Here is a 16,466-nt window from a genome sequence, read left to right on the forward strand (position 1 = left end):
GCATGAGTGACGACGCCCCCACCACCGCCGCCGAGCGGATCCCGAACAAGGGCAAACTGGCCAAGGACCTCAACGAGGTCATCCGCTACACCCTGTGGTCCGTCTTCAAGCTGAAGGACGTACTGCCCGAGGACCGCGCGGGTTACGCCGACGAGGTCCAGGAGCTGTTCGACCAGCTCGCCGCGAAGGACGTGACCATCCGAGGCACGTACGACCTCTCCGGGCTGCGTGCCGACGCCGACGTCATGATCTGGTGGCACGCCGAGACCAGCGACCAGCTCCAGGAGGCGTACAACCTCTTCCGCCGCACGAAGCTGGGCCGCGCCCTCGAGCCCGTCTGGTCGAACATGGCGCTGCACCGCCCGGCCGAGTTCAACCGGTCGCACATCCCGGCGTTCCTCGCCGACGAGACGCCGCGCAACTACGTCAGCGTCTACCCGTTCGTGCGTTCCTACGACTGGTACCTGCTGCCCGACGAGGACCGCCGCCGCATGCTCGCCGACCACGGCAAGATGGCCCGCGGCTACCCGGACGTGCGCGCCAACACGGTCGCGTCGTTCTCGCTCGGCGACTACGAGTGGGTCCTGGCCTTCGAGGCCGACGAGCTGTACCGCATCGTCGACCTCATGCGCCACCTGCGCGGCTCCGAGGCCCGCATGCACGTCCGCGAGGAAGTCCCCTTCTTCACCGGACGCCGCAAGGACCTCGGCGAGCTGGTCGCGGGCCTGGCCTGATCAGAGTCGCCCGGCCTTGCCCTTCAGCTGGTCCCTCAGGGCCTGCCTGCGGGGCGTCCCGGGCTTCGACTCCGGCTTCGGCTCCGGGTGCGGCGCGCAGGACGCGTGCCGCACCGGGAGGCGGCCCTCCAGCAGGTAGGCCTGGAGGTGGGCGTTGACGCATGTGTTGGGCCCGCCCGCGATGCCGTGCGTACCGGCGTCCCGCTCGGTCACCAGCACCGAGTCCGCCAGCCGCCGCCGCATCTCCAGCGCCCCGTCGTAGGGCGCGGCGGCGTCCCGTTCGGCGGCCAGGATCAGCGTGGGCGGCAGCTCACCCGGGCCGGTCCGTACGTCGACGGGCCGCTGCCGGGGCGCCGGCCAGTAGGCGCACGGCAGGTTCATCCACACGTTCTCCCAGGTCTCGAAGGGCGCCACGCGCGCGAGCCGGGTGTTGTCGCGGTCCCACACCGCCCAGTCCGTCGGCCAGGGCGCGTCGTTGCACTCGACGGCGGTGTAGACCGCGTTGAGGTTCTCCGTCTCCGCGGCCGTCCCGGCGCTCGGCGTGGCCAGCCGGACCAGCGGCTTCGGATCACCCTTCAGATACGCCGACAGCGCCCCGGCACGGCTCGGCCAGAAGTCGTCGTAGTACCCGGCGGACAGGAACGCGCCCTGAAGCTGCCCGGGGCCGACCTTCCCGCCCGCCGGTTCGGCGGCCAGCCGCGTGCGCGCCGTCTCGTAGCTGCGGCGCACCTTCTCGGCCGTGTCGCCGAGGCCGTAGACGTCGTCGTGCCGGGCGATCCACTCCCTGAAGTCCGCCCAGCGGTCCTCGAACGCGGCCGACTGACCGAGGTTGTTGCGGTACCAGACCTGCGCGGGGTCCGGGTTCACCGGCGAGTCCAGCACCATCCGGCGCACGTGCGAGGGGAACAGCGTGGCGTACAGCGCCCCGAAGTAGGTGCCGTACGACGCACCCATGAACGTCAGCTTCTCCTCGCCCAGCGCGGCGCGCAGGACGTCCAGATCGCGGGTGTTGTTCAGGGAGTTGTAGTACCGCAGCGCGCTTCCGGCCCGCAGGGCGCAGCCGCGCGCGTACGCCCTCGCGCCGGCGATGCGCTTCTTCTTGTACGCCGTCGAGGGGCGCGTCGGCGCCTGCGCGGGCCCGGTGAGGAGCTGCCCCGGGTCCTGGCAGGACAGCGGTGCCGAACGGCCCACCCCGCGCGGGGCGTAGCCGACGAGGTCGTAGGCGGCGGCGACGCGCTTCCACTCGGGCAGCAGGCCGATCATGGGGAAGTACATGCCGGAGGCGCCCGGCCCGCCCGGGTTGAAGACGAGGGCGCCCTGGCGGGGCACCTTGCGCTTGCTGTTGCGCGGGTCCTTGTGGGTCGCCTGCGCCCGGCTGACGGTCAGCCTGATCTGCTTGCCGTCGGGGTGGGCGTAGTCCAGCGGGACGGTCACCGTGCCGCACTCCATGCCGTCCGGCGCGTCCTGGTCGGCGGAGCACTTGCCGAAGTCGATGCCGGCCGCACGCGCGCGGGCGGCGGCCACCGCGGTGCCGCGCTGCTCCGCCGTCGTGTCCGGGGCGTGGGGCGCGCCGCCCGCGGGGGCGGCGGCGAGGGTGGTCAGGAGCAAGGACCCGGCGGCCGAGTAGAGGGCGGCGGCTCTCATCGCGTATCCCTTCGGTGGGGGCGGCGGTGCACCGCCAAGACAAAAGGGATATTTCGTTCGGTTGTCGGTGAAGGCAAGCACCGCCCGGCCGGTGTCGGCCCCAATGCCCCCTATGCGCCCCCTGAGGGCCTCACTCCCGCCAGGGCTGGTCGCGGTGGGCGAAGGCGGCGCGCAGTTCCGGTTCGCCGATCGCGCGGACGCCGCGTACCGCGACGGAGGTGAGGTAGCTCCGGTCGTCGCCCGTGCCGCCCGTGCCGTCCGTCCGCCGGGCCAGCCCGCCGAGCAGCCGCTGCCCGGCCGGGGAGGCCCAGGGCGAGTACGGGTGCACTTCGACCCGTGCCATGGCCAGGCAGCTCAGGGTGAGGGTGAGGGGGAGCGCGAACCACAGGGCGACCAGGTCGCGCGGCATCTGGGTCGGCGCCGGCGTCAGCAGCGCGGCCGCACCCAGCGCGAGGACGGCCAGGGCGGCGGCCCGCACCTGGCGGACGCCGGCCGCGACGGTCGTACGCGCCCCGTCGGGCACCGCGAGCCCCGCGCGCACCAGATCGTCGGCGAGGCTGCGCACCGCGTCCGCGCCCGCCGCCGCGGACCGCACCGGCTCTATCCGGGACTGCCCCTCCGGGCCGATGGCGCCTATCACCGACCGCTCCATGTCGTCCCGGCCGCGCGGGTCGACGACGGTCGCCCAGCCGGTGTGCGCGAGCAGCAGCCGCCGCTGCCGGGCCATGGAGACCATGGTCAGATCGGCGACCCGCGCGGGCCCGCCGGACAGGAACGCCGCCTCGTACAGCGTCAGATCGTGCTCCCGGCCCGCGGTCGCGTCCTGTCTTTCGGCGGTCGCCGCGCGTACGGCGGCCAGGCACAGCCGGGTGCAGGCCGTCCCGGCGACGGCCCAGGCCAGCAGCAGCAGAAGGACCCAGAACATGACAAGTTTCTATGCCAGCGGTCTGGGAAACTCCATGCCCTGTTCACGATCCGGACGTAGTGTTCCCGGTATGTGACGTTCCGCTTGCCTCGCAGGTCAGGAGGCATTCGAGGGCAACGGACTGGAGGCGGCGGGCGGGAGCGAGTAACTCGCGGCCGGCGACGGGGTGACCGGGATCGGGGAGCCGGTGCCCGCGCTCGGCTGGGCGGCCCCCGGGGGAGTGGGGGTGCCGCTCGCGGCGAGGTCGCGGGCCAGCGCGGCGAAGTCCACGTACCCGGTGGCCTCCAGGGCCTTGATGTGGTCCAGGACGGTCGTGTTGGCGTCGTCGGCGAGGCCGCGCACCAGCGAGTTCTGCGTGCCCGCGCGTACCTGGGCGACCAGGGAGAACACCCTGCCGTGCGCGAGCCGCACGATGTTGGCGAACTGGCGGTCGAAGTCCTCGCCCCGCGCCGACTTCAGGGTGGCGAGCCACTGCTTCTGCTGGTCGGTGGGCTCGTCGGGCAGCCCGAGGTTCATCTTGGCGGCGACGTCCCGGACACGCTGGTCCAGGAAGGTGTGGCCGTCGACCAGGTGCTGTCCGGCCGTCCGCACGGCCGGGGTGGTGCCCTTCTCCTCCGCCAGCTGACCGGCGGGCAGCTCCCACAGTCCGGCCAGCCGGACCTTCGTGATGAAGTCCCGGTCCTGCGCGGACAGCGGGCCGTACAGCGTCAGGGTCGTGTCCGCGCTCAGCACGTCCGCGCCGGTCGTGCCCGGACGGTCGGTGTACGACCAGATCGGGAAGGCCAGCGCCACGAACGTCGCGGCCAGGCCCGAGATGATGATCCCGGTGCCGCTGAATATGCCTCGGCCCCTGCCGTGGCGTCGCGATCGCATGGCGCCTCCTGTTACGGCACCGCACGCCCCTGGGTCCTGGGATGCCGAATCGGCATATTACTGCGGCCCTCTCCACGCCGCTGTCCCGCATAAGGCGCTAAATGACGGCAATTCAGACGTGAACCGGGTAACACCGCGGCCGTCACCCCCGCCGCAGCAGCACCCTCCGCGCCGCGCGGGCGGCCCGTACCACCGGCCGGCTCGACCGCGGCACCGGCCCCGACCGTTCCAGCCACCACTCCCGCAGCTCCCGCCGCGCCCCGGCGTCCTCGCACCGCCCCGTGAACAGCAGGTGCCCCGCGAAGTCCAGGGCGTCCTGCCGGTAGCCTCCGGCCATCGGCTGCCCCTGGGCATAGTCGAGGAACGCGGCCCGGTACCCCTCCCCGAGGATCTCCGGCAGCTCGGGCGCCACCTTCGCCACCACATCGGCCCGCTTCGCCGCGAGCGCCCGGGCCTGCACCCGCATCCGTGCCCGGTCGAAGCCCTCCGGCACCGGTGTCCCGGCGACCAGCGCGGACAGCATCGCGGCCTGCGCGAGCCCGAGGCGCTGGCGGACGGCGTCGGTGGGCGCCGGCCGCGGTGCCGTGGCCGCCTCGCGTGCCGCTGGCGAGGCGGCGTCCCTTGTCGCCCGCCCCTTCGCCACGGCTCCCCGGATGGCCCGCAACTCCCGCTCCAGCTCGGCCGGTTCGGGAAAGTTCTCGTCCCGCTCCAGCAGCACTCCCGGCGGGTCCACGCGGGCGGCGAGGCCGGTCAGGATGTCGAGGACCGGCCGCGGCACGGCGTGGGCGTGGCTGTCGTGCCACACGCCGTCCCGCTCGAAGCCGCCCGCGACGTGCACGTACGCGATGGCCTCCAGGGGCAGCCCGGCCAGCGCCTCGGCCGGGTCCTCGGCCCGGTTGACGTGGTTGGTGTGCAGGTTCGCCACGTCGATCAGCAGCCGCACCCCGGTCCGGTCGGCCAGCTCGTACAGGAACTGCCCCTCGGTCAGCTCCTCGCCGGGCCAGGCGATCAGCGCGGCGATGTTCTCCACGGCGAGCGGCACCGGCAGCGCGTCCTGGGCGATGCGTACGTTCTCGCACAGCACGTCGAGGGCGTCCCGGGTGCGCGGCACAGGCAGCAGATGGCCCGCCTCCAGGCGCGGGGAGGCGGTCAGCGGCCCGCCGGCCCGTACGAACGCGATGTGCTCGGTGACCAGCGGCGAGCCCAGCGCCGCCGCCCGCTCCGCGAGAGCGGTCAGCCGTCCCTCGTCGGGCCGGTCGGCACCGCCGAGGCCGAGCGAGACCCCGTGCGGGACGACGGTCACCCCGCGCTCGCGCAGCCGCCGCAGCGACTCGGGGAGGTGCCCGGGGCAGACGTTCTCCGCCACCACCTCGACCCAGTCGATGCCGGGCATGCGCTCCACGGCGTCCGCGATCTCCGGCCGCCAGCCGATCCCCGTCCCCAGTCGTTGCATCGCCGCCCCCTCTCACCCGTGTTCCGGCGTGACGGGGGTATGGCCCCGACGGCGGGCGGCGAATCCGGCGGCCCGCACCTTCAGAGCAACATTTGAGGTTGGCGCCCGGCGCCCGTGGCCGGCGGGCTCCTCGGCCGCGCACCGGCCGTCGTCAACCCCGCACGGGCCACCGCTCCGGTGCGCGCCCCAGCAGTCGCAGCGTCTCCTCCAGTGTTCCGGCGCCCGTCGGCACCTCCAGCGCGGGGGCGAAGGCGAATCCCGGGCCGCGCCGGTCGGGGGCGGCCGGGACCCGGCGGGCCACGGCGAGCGCCGCGCCGAGTGCGTCGTCCGGGAGCTTCACGTCCACGCCGAGCGTGGCGGCCACGTCCCAGGCGTGCACCACGTAGTCGACGAGGTGGAAGCCGACCGCCGTCCGGCCCGGAAAGCTCCGCCCCAGCTCCGGCAGCGCGAACTCCCGCTCCAGTACGCCCTCTTCGGCGAAGGCGGCGAGTACGGCCGCGGCGGCCGTCCGGTGCGCTTGCGCCGGTTCGCGCAGGTCCTCCGACTCCTGCCAGTGGGCCGCCGCCGACCCGGCCCCCCGCGCGGCCGCCGCGAACCCGTGGTGCTGCGCGGCCATGTGCGCCACGAGCCGCCGCAGCGTCCACCCCGCGCACGGGGTGTCCCGCTCCCAGTCCTTGTCCTGCGCCAGTTCCACCAGCCGCACCGCCTCGTACACGGCGATGCGGTCGAGCTCGACGATGTCGGTTCCGGTGACAGTCATGGGCCGAGACTAAAACTGTGCGAACGGTCGTGCTAGTTGTTTATCCGTCACGGCACTCCGCAACCGCCCCGCGATGCCCACCCTGGCCCTGCGGTAGGCGGTCTCCTCGTCGTGCAGCACGGAGAAGGCGTTCGCGGTCTCCATCAACGCGACCAGCTCGAAGGCGAGTTGGGGCACATCCGTGTCGGCCCGCAGTTCACCGGCGGTACGGGCCTCGTCGACCGTGCGCTCCACCGCGGCCGTCCACCAGCGCTGGGCGCGCACCATCGCGTCGTGGACCGGCCCGGACCGGGCGTCGAACTCGGCGATGACACCGTAGAAGAAACAGCCCCCGGGAAAGACCCGCCCCCGCGAGTACTCCAGCCACAGCTCGCACAGCCGCCACACCCGTGCGACCCCCGCCGGGACCTCGGCGGCGGGTGCCGTCACCTCTTCCGTGAAGATCCGGCCGGCCTCGCGCACCGTGGCCAGTTGCAGCTCCTCCTTCGACCCGAAGAGCGCGAACACCCCGCTCTTGCTGAGCCCCAGCTCCGTGGCCAGCCGCCCGACGGACAGTGCCTCCAGCCCCTCCACGGAGGCGATGTCGACGGTGCGGCGCAGCACCAACTGCCGGGTGCGGTTGCCGCGTTCGACCCGGCCGTCGGGTCTGGTCATCGCAGGGCGGGGTGGTCGGCGACCACCGTGCACGAGCCGGGAGCGATCTCCGTGAAGCCGGCGTCCCGCACCAACGGCAGTCCCGAGCCGGTCAGTTCGGCCCACCGGGCCGGGTCGGCGGTGCGCACGGCCAGCGGGAAGCCCGCCTCGCGCCAGTCGGTGCGCTCCTCGTCGGACAGCTCCCACCAGGCGAGCTGGGCGCCGTGACCGGCCTGGGCCATCGCCTTGCCCGCCGACATCGTCACGTCCGGGTTCAGCCACAGCACGGGCGCCGTGGGATCGGCGTCGACGGGCGGCTCCGGGTCGTCCAGCTCCGTGCCCGACACCTGGAGCTTGGCCAGGTCCTTGGGCCAGCCGTCCAGCGGGACCGGCGGGAAGACCCGCACCTGGGCCGACTTGCCCGTGACGGTGATGCCGGGCAGCGCCTCCGCCCGTCGCCACTCGGCCCCCCGCGCCCGCCTGACCACCTTCCGGATCCGGGCGTCCTCCCAGTCCCGCACGGCCGGCGCCCACTCGCCGTCCGCCACCGACCGCTCGTCGCCGAGCAGCGTGAGCACGGCACGGGCGGCGGTCTCCAGCGCGTCGGTGCGGGCCGGCGGCGCCGCCTTCTCGATCCGCGCGACGAGGGGCAGTACGAACTGCGGAGCCTCGTCGCGAGGGGATTGCTCGGCACGGAAGGGACTGTCGCCGGGAACGGTGGGATCACTGGTCACGTCCTCCAGTCTGCCAGGCGGAAGATCTGTTCCACCGGGCGTGTACGGATCCACTGGGCGTGTACGGACGCGGGGAGTCAGGAGCGAGGATGTCCACTCATGACGGGTGAGTTGAAGCTGGAGCGGGTGGGCCGCCGCTACGGCCTGCGCGGTCCCTGGGTGCTGAGGAACGTCCGTCTGACCGTCGCCCCCGGATCACTCACCCGCGTCGAAGGCGCCAACGGCACCGGCAAGTCCACGCTGCTGCGCCTGCTCGCCGGGATCGACGCCCCCACCGAGGGCCGCGTCACCGGCCGCCCCCGCACCGCCTACGTCCCGGAGAGATTCCCGTCGGCCCTGCCCTTCACCGCCGCCGGCTACCTGACCCATCTGGGCACCATCCACGGCCTCTCCCGCCGGACGGCACCGCGCGCGGCGGCCGAGTGGCTGGACCGCTTCGGCGCGGCGGCGTACGCCGGGACACCGATGGACCGGCTGTCCAAGGGCAGCAGCCAGAAGGTGGCGGTCGCGCAGGCGCTGCTCGCCGAGCCGGAGCTGCTCGTGCTCGACGAGGCCTGGACGGGACTGGACACGGCGGCGCGGGCGGAGCTGGAGCGGGCGGTGGCCGAACGCGTCGCCGCCGGGGGCGCCGTCGTGTTCGTCGACCACGACCCGCGCCGCCTGCCGGGCGCGGCCGACGCGACGTACGCGGTCGTCGACGGCGCCCTCGAACCCCGTACGGAACAGGCGACTTCACCGACCGGGCCGCACACGCTCCTCACCGTGCAGGGCCCGCCCGGCGGCCGTCTGCCCGACGAGGCGGCCCGGGTGGTCGGCACGGCCGAGGAGGAGCCGCCCGGCACCCACCGGCTCCGCGTCCCCGCGTCCCATTCGGACGTCGTCCTGCGCGCCCTGCTGACGGCCCGCCCGCCCTGGCACGTGGTGAGCGTGCGCCCCGGCCACGACGACCCCGACCCCGAAGGCCGCCCATGACCGCCCTGCTGCGCTACCAGGCCGCCCTGCTGCTGCGCTCCCAGCGCTGGCTGCCGCCGTTCATCCTGTACGCGGCCTTCCTGGCCATCGGTGTGCAGAGCGGGCAGCCGGTGCTCGACTCGCTCGGCTACGCCGCGGCCGCCCTGCTCCCGGTCGCCGCCTGGCTGGTGCGGATCTGCGTCACCAACGAGCCGCCCGCGGCCCGTACCTGCGTCGCCGCGGCGGCCGGTCCCGCCAGGGCGCATCTCGCCTGCCTGCTGGTGGCCCTGTCCGCCTCGGCGGCGCTCGGCACGGCGACCACCCTCGTCGTGACCTGGATCAGCGATCCCGCGAGCGCCGGGCACCGGGTCCACGTCCCCCGCCTCGACGCGGGTGCCGCGGGCGTCCTGGCCGTGCTGGCCTGTGCCCTGCTGGGCACGGCCGTCGGCGCCCTCACCAACTGGCCGCTGCTGCGCTCGCCAGGCCGTGCGGTGCCCACGATGCTGCTGGCCGCGCTGCTGGTGCTGGTCGTGGCCGGCTCCCCGGCGCAGGCGGCGGTGCGCGGCCTGGTCACCGGCTCGCAGTCCGGCCACGTCCCCGTCCCGCTGCTCCCCCTGGCCGGGGCGGCCCTGCTCGCCGCCGCCTCCTCGGCCCTGGCCTGCGCCCTCACCGCCCGCCGGTCACCCTGAGCAGGCGGTGCGCTGCGCCTCCTGCCACTCGCAGCGCGGGCAGAGCGTGATGCCCTTGTACGACTCCGGGTACTCCGTCGGCTCCCGGCACAGCACGCACTCCGCGTACGGCGGCCCGTCGGCCCTGGGCGGCTTGGTCGCGTCGGCGATGGTGCAGTAGTCCGTCCCGCTGTCGCTGGTGTCGCTCATGTCTCCAGCGTAAGCGGCTCACCGCCGGGTGCCCGTGGCTCCGATCAGCTCCGAGACCTTCACGAACCGGTAGCCCCGCTTGCGCAGTTCCGGCACGACCGTGCGCACGGCCCGCTCGGTCGTCGGGGCCGCGCTGCGCGTGCAGTGCATGACCACGACCGACCCCGGCTTCACCCCCTCCAGCACCTGCCGGGCCACCGCGTCCGCGTCCGTGGCGAACGCGTCGCCGCTCACCACGTCCCACTGCACCGCGGTGACACGGAGGCCGCTCAGCGCGCGCAGTGCCTTCTGGTCGTAGCAGCCGCCGGGGAAGCGGAAGTACGGCATCGGGTGCGGTACACCCGCCTTGCGGAGGGCGGTGTACGCCCGCTCCACGTCCGAGCGCATCCGGTCCGCGGAGACGGTCGGCAGCCCGTAGCAGTCGCCGGTGAAGGCGTAGTGGCTGTAGGAGTGGTTGGCCACCTCGAACTGCGGGTCGTGGCCCAGGGAACGGGCCTCGGCCGGGTACTCGTCCGCCCACCGGCCGGTCATGAAGACGGTGGCCGGCACCTTCAGCGCACGCAGCGTGGCGATCAGCGCGGGGTTGTCGAAGTGCTCGCCCGCCGCCGCGCGCGGCCCCTGGTCGGCGGTCATGTCGGCGTCGAAGGTCAGCGCGACCGTCTTGCCCCGCGTCCGCGGCCCGTGCTCGAACACCGGGGTCAGACCGCCCGGGCCGGGGGCGAGGGTGGGCGGGTGCGCGGCGGAGGGCGCGGGCCTGGCGGGGGCCGGATGGCCGGCGCCGGGCGCCCCGGCGGTGCCGCAGGCTGCGAGGGCCGCGCTCAGGGCGCAGACGGCGGTCATGCGTCGTACGGATCTGATCACCGTACGAAAATAGGGCGGGACACCCCTAAATATGACGATCTGATGTCTGGTTCGACCGCACGGTCACCCACCCGGCCGCAGCGCGCCGGGGCCTGTCCGGCGGATCAGGCCGCAGGGCAGGTGCGGTGCCTCATCGGTGCTGGTGAGCCCCGCGTCTGCGGCATGATCCGCCGGACAGGCCCTAGCCGTGGTGCGGGAGCGCGTCGTTGATCCCGGTCGGTTGCTGTCCCCTCTCCAGGAACCGCAGCAGCTCCACGGGGATGGGCAGTACCAGCGTGGAGTTCTTCTCCGCCGCCACGGCCATCACCGTCTGAAGCAGCCGCAGCTGGAGGGCGGAGGGCGTGTCGGCCATCTGCTGCGCGGCCTCGGCAAGCTTCCTGGAGGCCTGGAGTTCGGCGTCGGCGTTGATGATCCTGGCCCGGCGCTCACGGTCGGCCTCGGCCTGGCGGGCCATGGAGCGCTTCATCGTGTCCGGCAGGGACACGTCCTTGATCTCCACCCGGTCGATGGTGACGCCCCATTCCACGGCCGGGCTGTCGATCATCAACTCGAGCCCCTGGTTCAGCTTCTCGCGGTTGGACAGCAGGTCGTCGAGGTCGCTCTTGCCGATGATGGACCTCAGGGAGGTCTGCGCCATCTGGGAGACGGCGAACCGGTAGTCCTCGACCCGGATGATCGCGTTGACCGGGTCGACGACCTTGAAGTAGACGACTGCGTCCACCCGTACGGTCACGTTGTCGCGGGTGATGCCCTCCTGTGCGGGCACCGGCATCGTGACGATCTGCATGTTGACCTTGCGCAGCCGGTCGACCATGGGAATGATCATGGTGAACCCCGGTGGCCGATGCGCGTCGTTGACCCGGCCCAGCCGGAAGACCACCCCACGCTCGTACTGCTTGACGACCCGCGCCGCGGCGGCCAGGTACACCAGACCCGCGGCACCGGCCGCAACGATCACGCCCACCAGTTCCTGGATCATGACGACCTCCTCCACACCAGAGGCATCGTCTTGTAACGATATGCCCGCACCCGCCCCGAAGCCATGCCCTGGCGGCCCGGGGCCGCCCCGGGAACGTGTGGCGGGGGTGGTGGCGGTTCGGGGAGGGTACGCCGGCCGGGCCGGGGCCGTCGTGGAACGCGGCCCCGGCCCGGCCGGGCGTCGCGGGCGGCTAGGCCGCCATCAGGCGTACCGGTTCCGTGCCCGCCGCGCTGTGGCGTTCGGCCCAGTTCTCCAGGGCCGTGCGGCAGGCGTGGTCGAGGTGGTGCAGGCCGGACAGGTCGAGCTGGACCGGGCGGTCCTGGGGGAGGGCCTCCAGGGTGTCGAGGATCTTCGGCAGCCGCAGGAAGGTCGCGTTGCCGGCCAGGTACGCCTGGACCGGACCGGCGCCCTTGTCGACGACCTCCAGCTTGATGTGCGAGGCCTCCCAGGCGGTCTTGACGACGGCCAGCGCGAGCCCGATGAGCACGCCCTCGAACATGCTGACCGCGACGATCGACACCGCCGTGACGGTGAGGATCACCGCCTCGCCGCGGTGCTCGCGCCACAGGGCGGCGAGCGCGCGAACGGGAACGAGCTTGGCGCCCGAGTAGATCAGGATGCCCGCGAGCGCCGGGATCGGGATGTAGCCGAGGACCTCCGGCAGCAGCGCCGCGAACAGCAGCAGCCAGACACCGTGCAGCACCCGGGACGCCTTGGTCCGCGCGCCCGCCTGGACGTTCGCCGCGCTGCGCACGATCACCGCGGTCATCGGCAGCGCGCCGAGCAGCCCGCAGAGGGTGTTGCCCGCGCCCTGGGCGACGAGTTCCTTGTCGTACTCGGTGCGCGGCCCGTCGTGCAGCCGGTCCACCGCCGCGGCGCTGAACAGCGACTCGGCGGACGCGATCAGCGTGAACGCGACGATCGTGCCGAGCACCCCGACACCCGCCAGGTCCCCGAAGGAGCCCATCGGCGGCGGCTGGATCGAGTCGAGCAGTCCCTTGACCTCGACGGTGGCCACGGGCAGGGACAGGACCAGGGCGGCCAGCGTGGCGAGCCCGACCGCGGCGAGCGGTCCCGGGACCGTACGCACCTTCGCCGGCATGTACTTCCACAGCAGCAGCACGGCTATCGTGCCCGCGCCGAGCGCGAAGGACGCCATCGCCCCGGTGTCCCCGAGGGCGTCCGCGAACGCCCCGGGGAGCCCGGCTATCTTGCCCAGGCCCGAGTCGGGGGCCTTGGCGGCGAGCGCCGGGTAGAGCTGTCCGGCGATCAGCACCAGACCGATACCGGCCAGCATGCCCTCGACGACGGACACGGAGATGGCCCGGAAGTAGCGGCCGAGCCTGAGCACGCCCATCAGGACCTGGAGCAGACCGGTGGCGAGCACGATGGCACCGAGCGCGGGCAGCCCGAACTCCTCCACCGCCTCGAAGACCAGCACGGTCAGCCCGGCGGCCGGCCCCGACACCTGAAGGCTGCTGCCGCGCATCAGCCCGGTGACGAGGCCGCCCACGATGCCGGTGACCAGTCCGAGCTCGGCCGGGACACCGGAGGCGACGGCCACGCCCACGCACAGCGGGAGCGCGACCAGGAACACGACGAGAGACGCGGCGAAGTCCTCCTTCAGATACGGGAACCGGGACTTCGGGGGCGTCGGGGATATGGCGGTCACGTTGGTCATCGGCGCGCTCACAGGGCCTCGAAGGTGTCGGTCTGCGGGCGGTGCGTCCGTACGGCGCCGGTGTGCACTTCGTAGTACCAGGCGTGCAGGGCCAGCCGGCCCTGCGCCAGCTTCTCGGCGACGCACGGGTACGAACGCAGCCGCAGCAGCTGGGTCAGGACGTGGCTCTGCACGCCCTCGGCGACCGTCGGGTCCTCCACGGCCCCCTTGGGCCGGGGTGTGGCGTGCGAGAGCCAGTCGCGTACGGCGGGCACGGCGTCGAGGTCGTCACCGCGCACCAGCGCGCCGACGGCTCCGCAGTGGGAGTGGCCGCAGACGACCACGTCCCGGACACCGAGCACCTCGATCGCGTACTCGATGGTGGCCGCCTCGCTGGTGGGGTGCTCCGAGGCGTACGGCGGGACGATGTTGCCCGCGGTGCGCAGCTCGAAGAGCTCGCCGGGGCGGGCGCCCGTGATCAGCGCCGGGACGACCCGGGAATCGGAGCAGGTGATGAACAGCACCTGCGGGGACTGGCCTTCGGCGAGCTTGGCGAACTCCTCAGGGCGCTGTCCGAACGTACGGGCGTTGTCGATGAGGGGCTGCTGCATGTGTGTGGACTCCTCCTGGCGCGCCACGACGGCGCGTCGGGCTTGCACGACGGATGTGGGGGGACGCGGTGGGAACGGCACCCGGCTCTCAGCAGCGGAAGACCTGCAACGCGGCCGGGGAGGGTGCTCTCCCGGGTCTGGCTGTGCGGTGGTGCGTCCCACAGGGTGCGGCCGCCGGGTGCGCGACCGCCGGGTCCCGGGTGGGCAGCGGGCGTTCGTGCGCCCATCCGGAGGCGGTGGTGCGGTGGCGGTTGCGGGTGTGCGGGGGACCGGCCGGATCCCCGGTGGAACTCAGATCGCGGAACGTGTCGGAACCGTCGCGTACCGGCTTCGAGGAGGGCTTGATTCCGGGCTGAGCCTTGGCCTCCACCTGACGGAAAGTGTGCGCGGATGCGAAGCTTCCGGTGGGCGTGAAGAGCTGTAGCGCGAGCAGGGCGGCGGCGAGGAGCGAGATCACGGTCCGGGCCGTCGTACCTCGGAACATGCGCCCCCCTTCCCGCGTTCACGCCTCTGGTCCATGCCAAGGATTGGTCAATGGATGGTCAAGAAACACGTTAACCCTGCAAAGTTGTTTGCAGGGTTAACTCGGTGTTTCGTACAGAAGAGAGCGTGAAAAGTGCTGGTGAAGTGGCCTGAACTGATCCTTGACCGGCGCGTCCGGTTGAGGTAGCAGCCCTATTCGGCCGGTACCAGGCCCTTGGCGTCCCGCGCGAGCGCGGTGAGGCGGGATATCGCGCGGAAGTACTTCTTGCGGTAGCCGCCGTTCAGCATCTCCTCGCTGAACAGCTGGTCGAACGGCAGCCCCGAGGCCAGGACCGGCACCTCACGGTCGTAGAGCCGGTCCGCGAGGACGACGAGTCTGAGGGCGGTCGACTGGTCGGGAACCGGACGCACCCCGGTGAGGCAGACGGCCCGCAGGCCGTCGGTCAGCGCGCCGTACCGGCTGGGGTGCACCCGGGCGAGGTGGTCCAGCAGGTGCGGGAAGTCGTCCAGCGACGCCCTCTGAGTGGCGTGCGCGGCCCGGGTCACCTGCTCGTCGGAGAACGGCGCCGGCGCCTCCGGCAGGCCGCGGTGACGGTAGTCCTCGCCGTCGATGCGCAGGGCGCGGAAGTGGGCGGACAGGCCCTGGATCTCGCGCAGGAAGTCGGCCGCCGCGAACCGGCCCTCGCCGAGCTTGCCGGGCAGTGTGTTGGAGGTGGCCGCGAGCGCCACGCCCGCCTCGACCAGCTTGCCGAGCAGCGTGGACACCAGGACGGTGTCGCCCGGGTCGTCGAGCTCGAACTCGTCGATGCACAGCAGGCTGTGCCCGGAGAGCGTCTGCACCGTCTTCTGGAAGCCGAGCGCGCCGACCAGGTTCGTCAGCTCGACGAACGTGCCGAACGCCTTGCGGGAGGGATCGGCCGGGGTGGCGTGCCAGAGGGAGGCGAGGAGGTGGGTCTTGCCGACGCCGTAGCCGCCGTCCAGATAGACACCGCGGGGGCCGGCCGGGGCCTTGGCCGCCTTCGCCCTGCCGAAGCCGAACAGCCCGCGCCTGGCGGTGCCGCTCGCGGGGGTGCCCCCGATCCCGGCCGCGAAGCCCTCCAGCACCCGTACCGCCTCGGTCTGGCTCGGCTGGTTCGGGTCCGGGATGTACGTGGCGAAGCGCACCGAGTCGAAGCGTGGCGGTGGCACCATCTCGGCGACCAGCCGGTCCGCGGGGACGTGCGGCTCGCGGGCGCACAGGGACATCGGGGCCGCGTCGGCCAGGGGACTGAGCCCGGAGGCGGCTGTGGAACCGGAGGCGGTTGTGGAGGACGACACGGTTCCCCATGCTAAGCGGCGTGGAACACTGCACGGCATGCGACGCCTGTTCCCTGTGACCGACGAAACAGCTGCCCGGACCCTCGGCGGTGCCGTTGAGGAGGAGGGGGTGGGGGAGGCGCGTGGGGCCACTGGGGCTCCCGATGCTCTCGTCGACCGTGAGTGGAGCCTCGCCGAGCTAGCCGCCGCCTACGCCTATCCCGAGCCGGCCGCGCTCAGCCGGGCGATCGGCGGGCCGGTGCCCTGGCTGCGGGCCAACATGGTGTCCACCCTCGACGGTGCCGCCCAGCACGAGGGCCGCTCGCACCCCATCTCCAACGCGACCGACATGCGGATCTTCGGCACGCTGCGGGCGCTGGCCGATGTCGTGGTCGTGGGCGCGGAAACGGTACGTCAGGAGGGGTACCGCCCGGCCCGGGAGCGCGCGGAGTTCGCGGGGCTGCGGGCCGCGGCCGGGCAGAGCCCCGCCCCCGCGATCGCGGTCGTCACCGCGAGCCTGGACCTCGACTTCTCCCTCCCCCTGTTCACCTCGCCCCTCGTGCCCACCCTGATCCTGACCGGCGCCGCCGCGGCCCCCGACCGGGTGGCCGCCGCCGAGAAGGCGGGCGCCCGCGTGGTGATCGCGGGCGACGGCGTGGGCGTGGACCCGGCCCGCGCCGTCCAGGCCCTCGCCGGCCTCGGCCACACCCGGCTGCTCACCGAGGGCGGCCCCCGGCTGCTCGGGCAGCTCGTGGCCGCGGAGGTGCTCGACGAGCTCTGCCTGACCGTCTCCCCGATGCTCACCGCGGGGGACGCGCAGCGCATCGCCGGGGGGCCGTCGGTGGAGGTGCCCCGGCGGTTCGAGCTCGTGTCCCTGCTGGAGGAGACCGGATTCCTGTTCAGTCGCTACCGTCGGTCCTGAAAATCCCTGCGATCACGGGGCAGGATGGTTTCCGCAGGGCCCGTCGGGGCCCTCGCCGAAGAAGAGGCC

18 protein-coding genes are annotated in these 16,466 nt (G+C 73.1%); 4 read left to right on the forward strand and 14 right to left on the reverse strand.

Annotation, left to right across the window (positions count from 1 at the left end):
• Nucleotides 1-2 precede the first annotated feature (2 nt).
• On the forward strand, nt 3-734 hold the full coding sequence (gene hemQ / locus ABZ915_RS12690; RefSeq protein WP_361800241.1) for a hydrogen peroxide-dependent heme synthase: 732 nt from the start codon (nt 3-5) through the stop codon (nt 732-734).
• On the opposite strand, the gene ABZ915_RS12695 is transcribed toward hemQ, so the two are convergent.
• The 7 genes from ABZ915_RS12695 to ABZ915_RS12725 all read right to left on the reverse strand — a co-directional run bounded on the left by ABZ915_RS12695 (nt 735) and on the right by ABZ915_RS12725 (nt 7,756).
• Entirely contained in the window at nt 735-2,378 is a 1,644-nt protein-coding gene (locus ABZ915_RS12695; protein WP_361800244.1) for an alpha/beta hydrolase, read from the reverse strand.
• A 130-nt stretch (nt 2,379-2,508) separates the two neighbouring features.
• The gene (locus ABZ915_RS12700) at nt 2,509-3,303 is read right to left on the reverse strand and encodes a TIGR04222 domain-containing membrane protein (protein ID WP_361800247.1); all 795 of its coding nucleotides are present in this window, start codon (nt 3,301-3,303) and stop codon (nt 2,509-2,511) included.
• Between the two features lie 96 nt (nt 3,304-3,399).
• Entirely contained in the window at nt 3,400-4,176 is a 777-nt protein-coding gene (locus tag ABZ915_RS12705) for a DUF4142 domain-containing protein (RefSeq protein WP_361800250.1), read from the reverse strand.
• 142 nt (nt 4,177-4,318) lie between these two features.
• Nucleotides 4,319-5,629: a DUF692 domain-containing protein gene (locus tag ABZ915_RS12710; protein ID WP_361800253.1), complete on the reverse strand. Its 1,311-nt coding sequence runs from the start codon at nt 5,627-5,629 to the stop codon at nt 4,319-4,321.
• 151 nt (nt 5,630-5,780) lie between these two features.
• Entirely contained in the window at nt 5,781-6,389 is a 609-nt protein-coding gene (locus ABZ915_RS12715; protein ID WP_361800256.1) for a TIGR03086 family metal-binding protein, read from the reverse strand.
• A gap of 9 nt (nt 6,390-6,398) precedes the next feature.
• Entirely contained in the window at nt 6,399-7,043 is a 645-nt protein-coding gene (locus ABZ915_RS12720; RefSeq protein WP_361800259.1) for a TetR/AcrR family transcriptional regulator, read from the reverse strand.
• Entirely contained in the window at nt 7,040-7,756 is a 717-nt protein-coding gene (locus tag ABZ915_RS12725) for a peptidyl-tRNA hydrolase (protein WP_361800262.1), read from the reverse strand. The genes ABZ915_RS12720 and ABZ915_RS12725 overlap by 4 nt, the downstream gene beginning before the upstream one ends.
• Before the next feature lie 99 nt (nt 7,757-7,855).
• Between ABZ915_RS12725 and ABZ915_RS12730 the strand changes: the two genes are divergently transcribed.
• Both ABZ915_RS12730 and ABZ915_RS12735 read left to right on the forward strand, forming a co-directional pair.
• Entirely contained in the window at nt 7,856-8,728 is an 873-nt protein-coding gene (locus tag ABZ915_RS12730) for an ATP-binding cassette domain-containing protein (RefSeq protein WP_361800265.1), read from the forward strand.
• Nucleotides 8,725-9,396 carry an ABC transporter gene (locus ABZ915_RS12735; RefSeq protein ID WP_361800268.1) on the forward strand — a complete coding sequence of 224 codons (672 nt, stop codon included), beginning with the start codon at nt 8,725-8,727 and terminating at the stop codon, nt 9,394-9,396. Before ABZ915_RS12730 ends, ABZ915_RS12735 begins: the two co-directional genes overlap by 4 nt.
• On the opposite strand, the gene ABZ915_RS12740 is transcribed toward ABZ915_RS12735, so the two are convergent.
• The 7 genes from ABZ915_RS12740 to zapE form a co-directional block, all read right to left on the reverse strand.
• The gene (locus ABZ915_RS12740) at nt 9,388-9,585 is read right to left on the reverse strand and encodes a hypothetical protein (RefSeq protein WP_361800271.1); all 198 of its coding nucleotides are present in this window, start codon (nt 9,583-9,585) and stop codon (nt 9,388-9,390) included. The genes ABZ915_RS12735 and ABZ915_RS12740 overlap by 9 nt on opposite strands.
• An 18-nt stretch (nt 9,586-9,603) precedes the next feature.
• On the reverse strand, nt 9,604-10,446 hold the full coding sequence (locus ABZ915_RS12745; RefSeq protein WP_361800274.1) for a polysaccharide deacetylase family protein: 843 nt from the start codon (nt 10,444-10,446) through the stop codon (nt 9,604-9,606).
• Nucleotides 10,447-10,627: 181 nt separating this feature from the next.
• On the reverse strand, nt 10,628-11,425 hold the full coding sequence (locus ABZ915_RS12750) for a slipin family protein (protein WP_361800277.1): 798 nt from the start codon (nt 11,423-11,425) through the stop codon (nt 10,628-10,630).
• Between the two features lie 190 nt (nt 11,426-11,615).
• Complete coding sequence (locus ABZ915_RS12755) at nt 11,616-13,106, reverse strand: SulP family inorganic anion transporter (protein ID WP_361800280.1); 1,491 nt, start codon at nt 13,104-13,106, stop codon at nt 11,616-11,618.
• A gap of 8 nt (nt 13,107-13,114) precedes the next feature.
• On the reverse strand, nt 13,115-13,696 hold the full coding sequence (locus ABZ915_RS12760; RefSeq protein WP_361800283.1) for a carbonic anhydrase: 582 nt from the start codon (nt 13,694-13,696) through the stop codon (nt 13,115-13,117).
• A gap of 88 nt (nt 13,697-13,784) precedes the next feature.
• A complete protein-coding gene (locus tag ABZ915_RS12765) occupies nt 13,785-14,180 on the reverse strand; it encodes a hypothetical protein (protein WP_361800286.1) in 396 nt (131 codons plus the stop codon).
• A 191-nt stretch (nt 14,181-14,371) separates the two neighbouring features.
• On the reverse strand, nt 14,372-15,424 hold the full coding sequence (gene zapE, locus ABZ915_RS12770; protein ID WP_361800985.1) for a cell division protein ZapE: 1,053 nt from the start codon (nt 15,422-15,424) through the stop codon (nt 14,372-14,374).
• A 109-nt stretch (nt 15,425-15,533) separates the two neighbouring features.
• On the opposite strand from zapE, the gene ABZ915_RS12775 reads away from it, so the two are divergent.
• Nucleotides 15,534-16,397 carry a pyrimidine reductase family protein gene (locus tag ABZ915_RS12775; RefSeq protein WP_361800289.1) on the forward strand — a complete coding sequence of 288 codons (864 nt, stop codon included), beginning with the start codon at nt 15,534-15,536 and terminating at the stop codon, nt 16,395-16,397.
• Nucleotides 16,398-16,466 lie beyond the last annotated feature (69 nt).

Origin of the sequence: Streptomyces sp. NPDC046915 (assembly GCF_040644935.1) — a bacterium.
Lineage (GTDB): Bacteria > Actinomycetota > Actinomycetes > Streptomycetales > Streptomycetaceae > Streptomyces.

Bases quoted from the DNA above. Each gene is read 5' to 3' on its own strand.
- hemQ (WP_361800241.1), top strand. From the start codon at position 3: ATGAGTGACGACGCCCCCACCACCGCCGCCGAGCGGATCCCGAACAAG.
- ABZ915_RS12695 (WP_361800244.1), bottom strand. From the start codon at position 2,378: ATGAGAGCCGCCGCCCTCTACTCGGCCGCCGGGTCCTTGCTCCTGACC.
- ABZ915_RS12700 (WP_361800247.1), bottom strand. From the start codon at position 3,303: ATGTTCTGGGTCCTTCTGCTGCTGCTGGCCTGGGCCGTCGCCGGGACG.
- ABZ915_RS12705 (WP_361800250.1), bottom strand. From the start codon at position 4,176: ATGCGATCGCGACGCCACGGCAGGGGCCGAGGCATATTCAGCGGCACC.
- ABZ915_RS12710 (WP_361800253.1), bottom strand. From the start codon at position 5,629: ATGCAACGACTGGGGACGGGGATCGGCTGGCGGCCGGAGATCGCGGAC.
- ABZ915_RS12715 (WP_361800256.1), bottom strand. From the start codon at position 6,389: ATGACTGTCACCGGAACCGACATCGTCGAGCTCGACCGCATCGCCGTG.
- ABZ915_RS12720 (WP_361800259.1), bottom strand. From the start codon at position 7,043: ATGACCAGACCCGACGGCCGGGTCGAACGCGGCAACCGCACCCGGCAG.
- ABZ915_RS12730 (WP_361800265.1), top strand. From the start codon at position 7,856: ATGACGGGTGAGTTGAAGCTGGAGCGGGTGGGCCGCCGCTACGGCCTG.
- ABZ915_RS12735 (WP_361800268.1), top strand. From the start codon at position 8,725: ATGACCGCCCTGCTGCGCTACCAGGCCGCCCTGCTGCTGCGCTCCCAG.
- ABZ915_RS12740 (WP_361800271.1), bottom strand. From the start codon at position 9,585: ATGAGCGACACCAGCGACAGCGGGACGGACTACTGCACCATCGCCGAC.
- ABZ915_RS12750 (WP_361800277.1), bottom strand. From the start codon at position 11,425: ATGATCCAGGAACTGGTGGGCGTGATCGTTGCGGCCGGTGCCGCGGGT.
- ABZ915_RS12755 (WP_361800280.1), bottom strand. From the start codon at position 13,106: ATGACCAACGTGACCGCCATATCCCCGACGCCCCCGAAGTCCCGGTTC.
- ABZ915_RS12760 (WP_361800283.1), bottom strand. From the start codon at position 13,696: ATGCAGCAGCCCCTCATCGACAACGCCCGTACGTTCGGACAGCGCCCT.
- ABZ915_RS12765 (WP_361800286.1), bottom strand. From the start codon at position 14,180: ATGTTCCGAGGTACGACGGCCCGGACCGTGATCTCGCTCCTCGCCGCC.
- zapE (WP_361800985.1), bottom strand. From the start codon at position 15,424: ATGTCCCTGTGCGCCCGCGAGCCGCACGTCCCCGCGGACCGGCTGGTC.
- ABZ915_RS12775 (WP_361800289.1), top strand. From the start codon at position 15,534: ATGCGACGCCTGTTCCCTGTGACCGACGAAACAGCTGCCCGGACCCTC.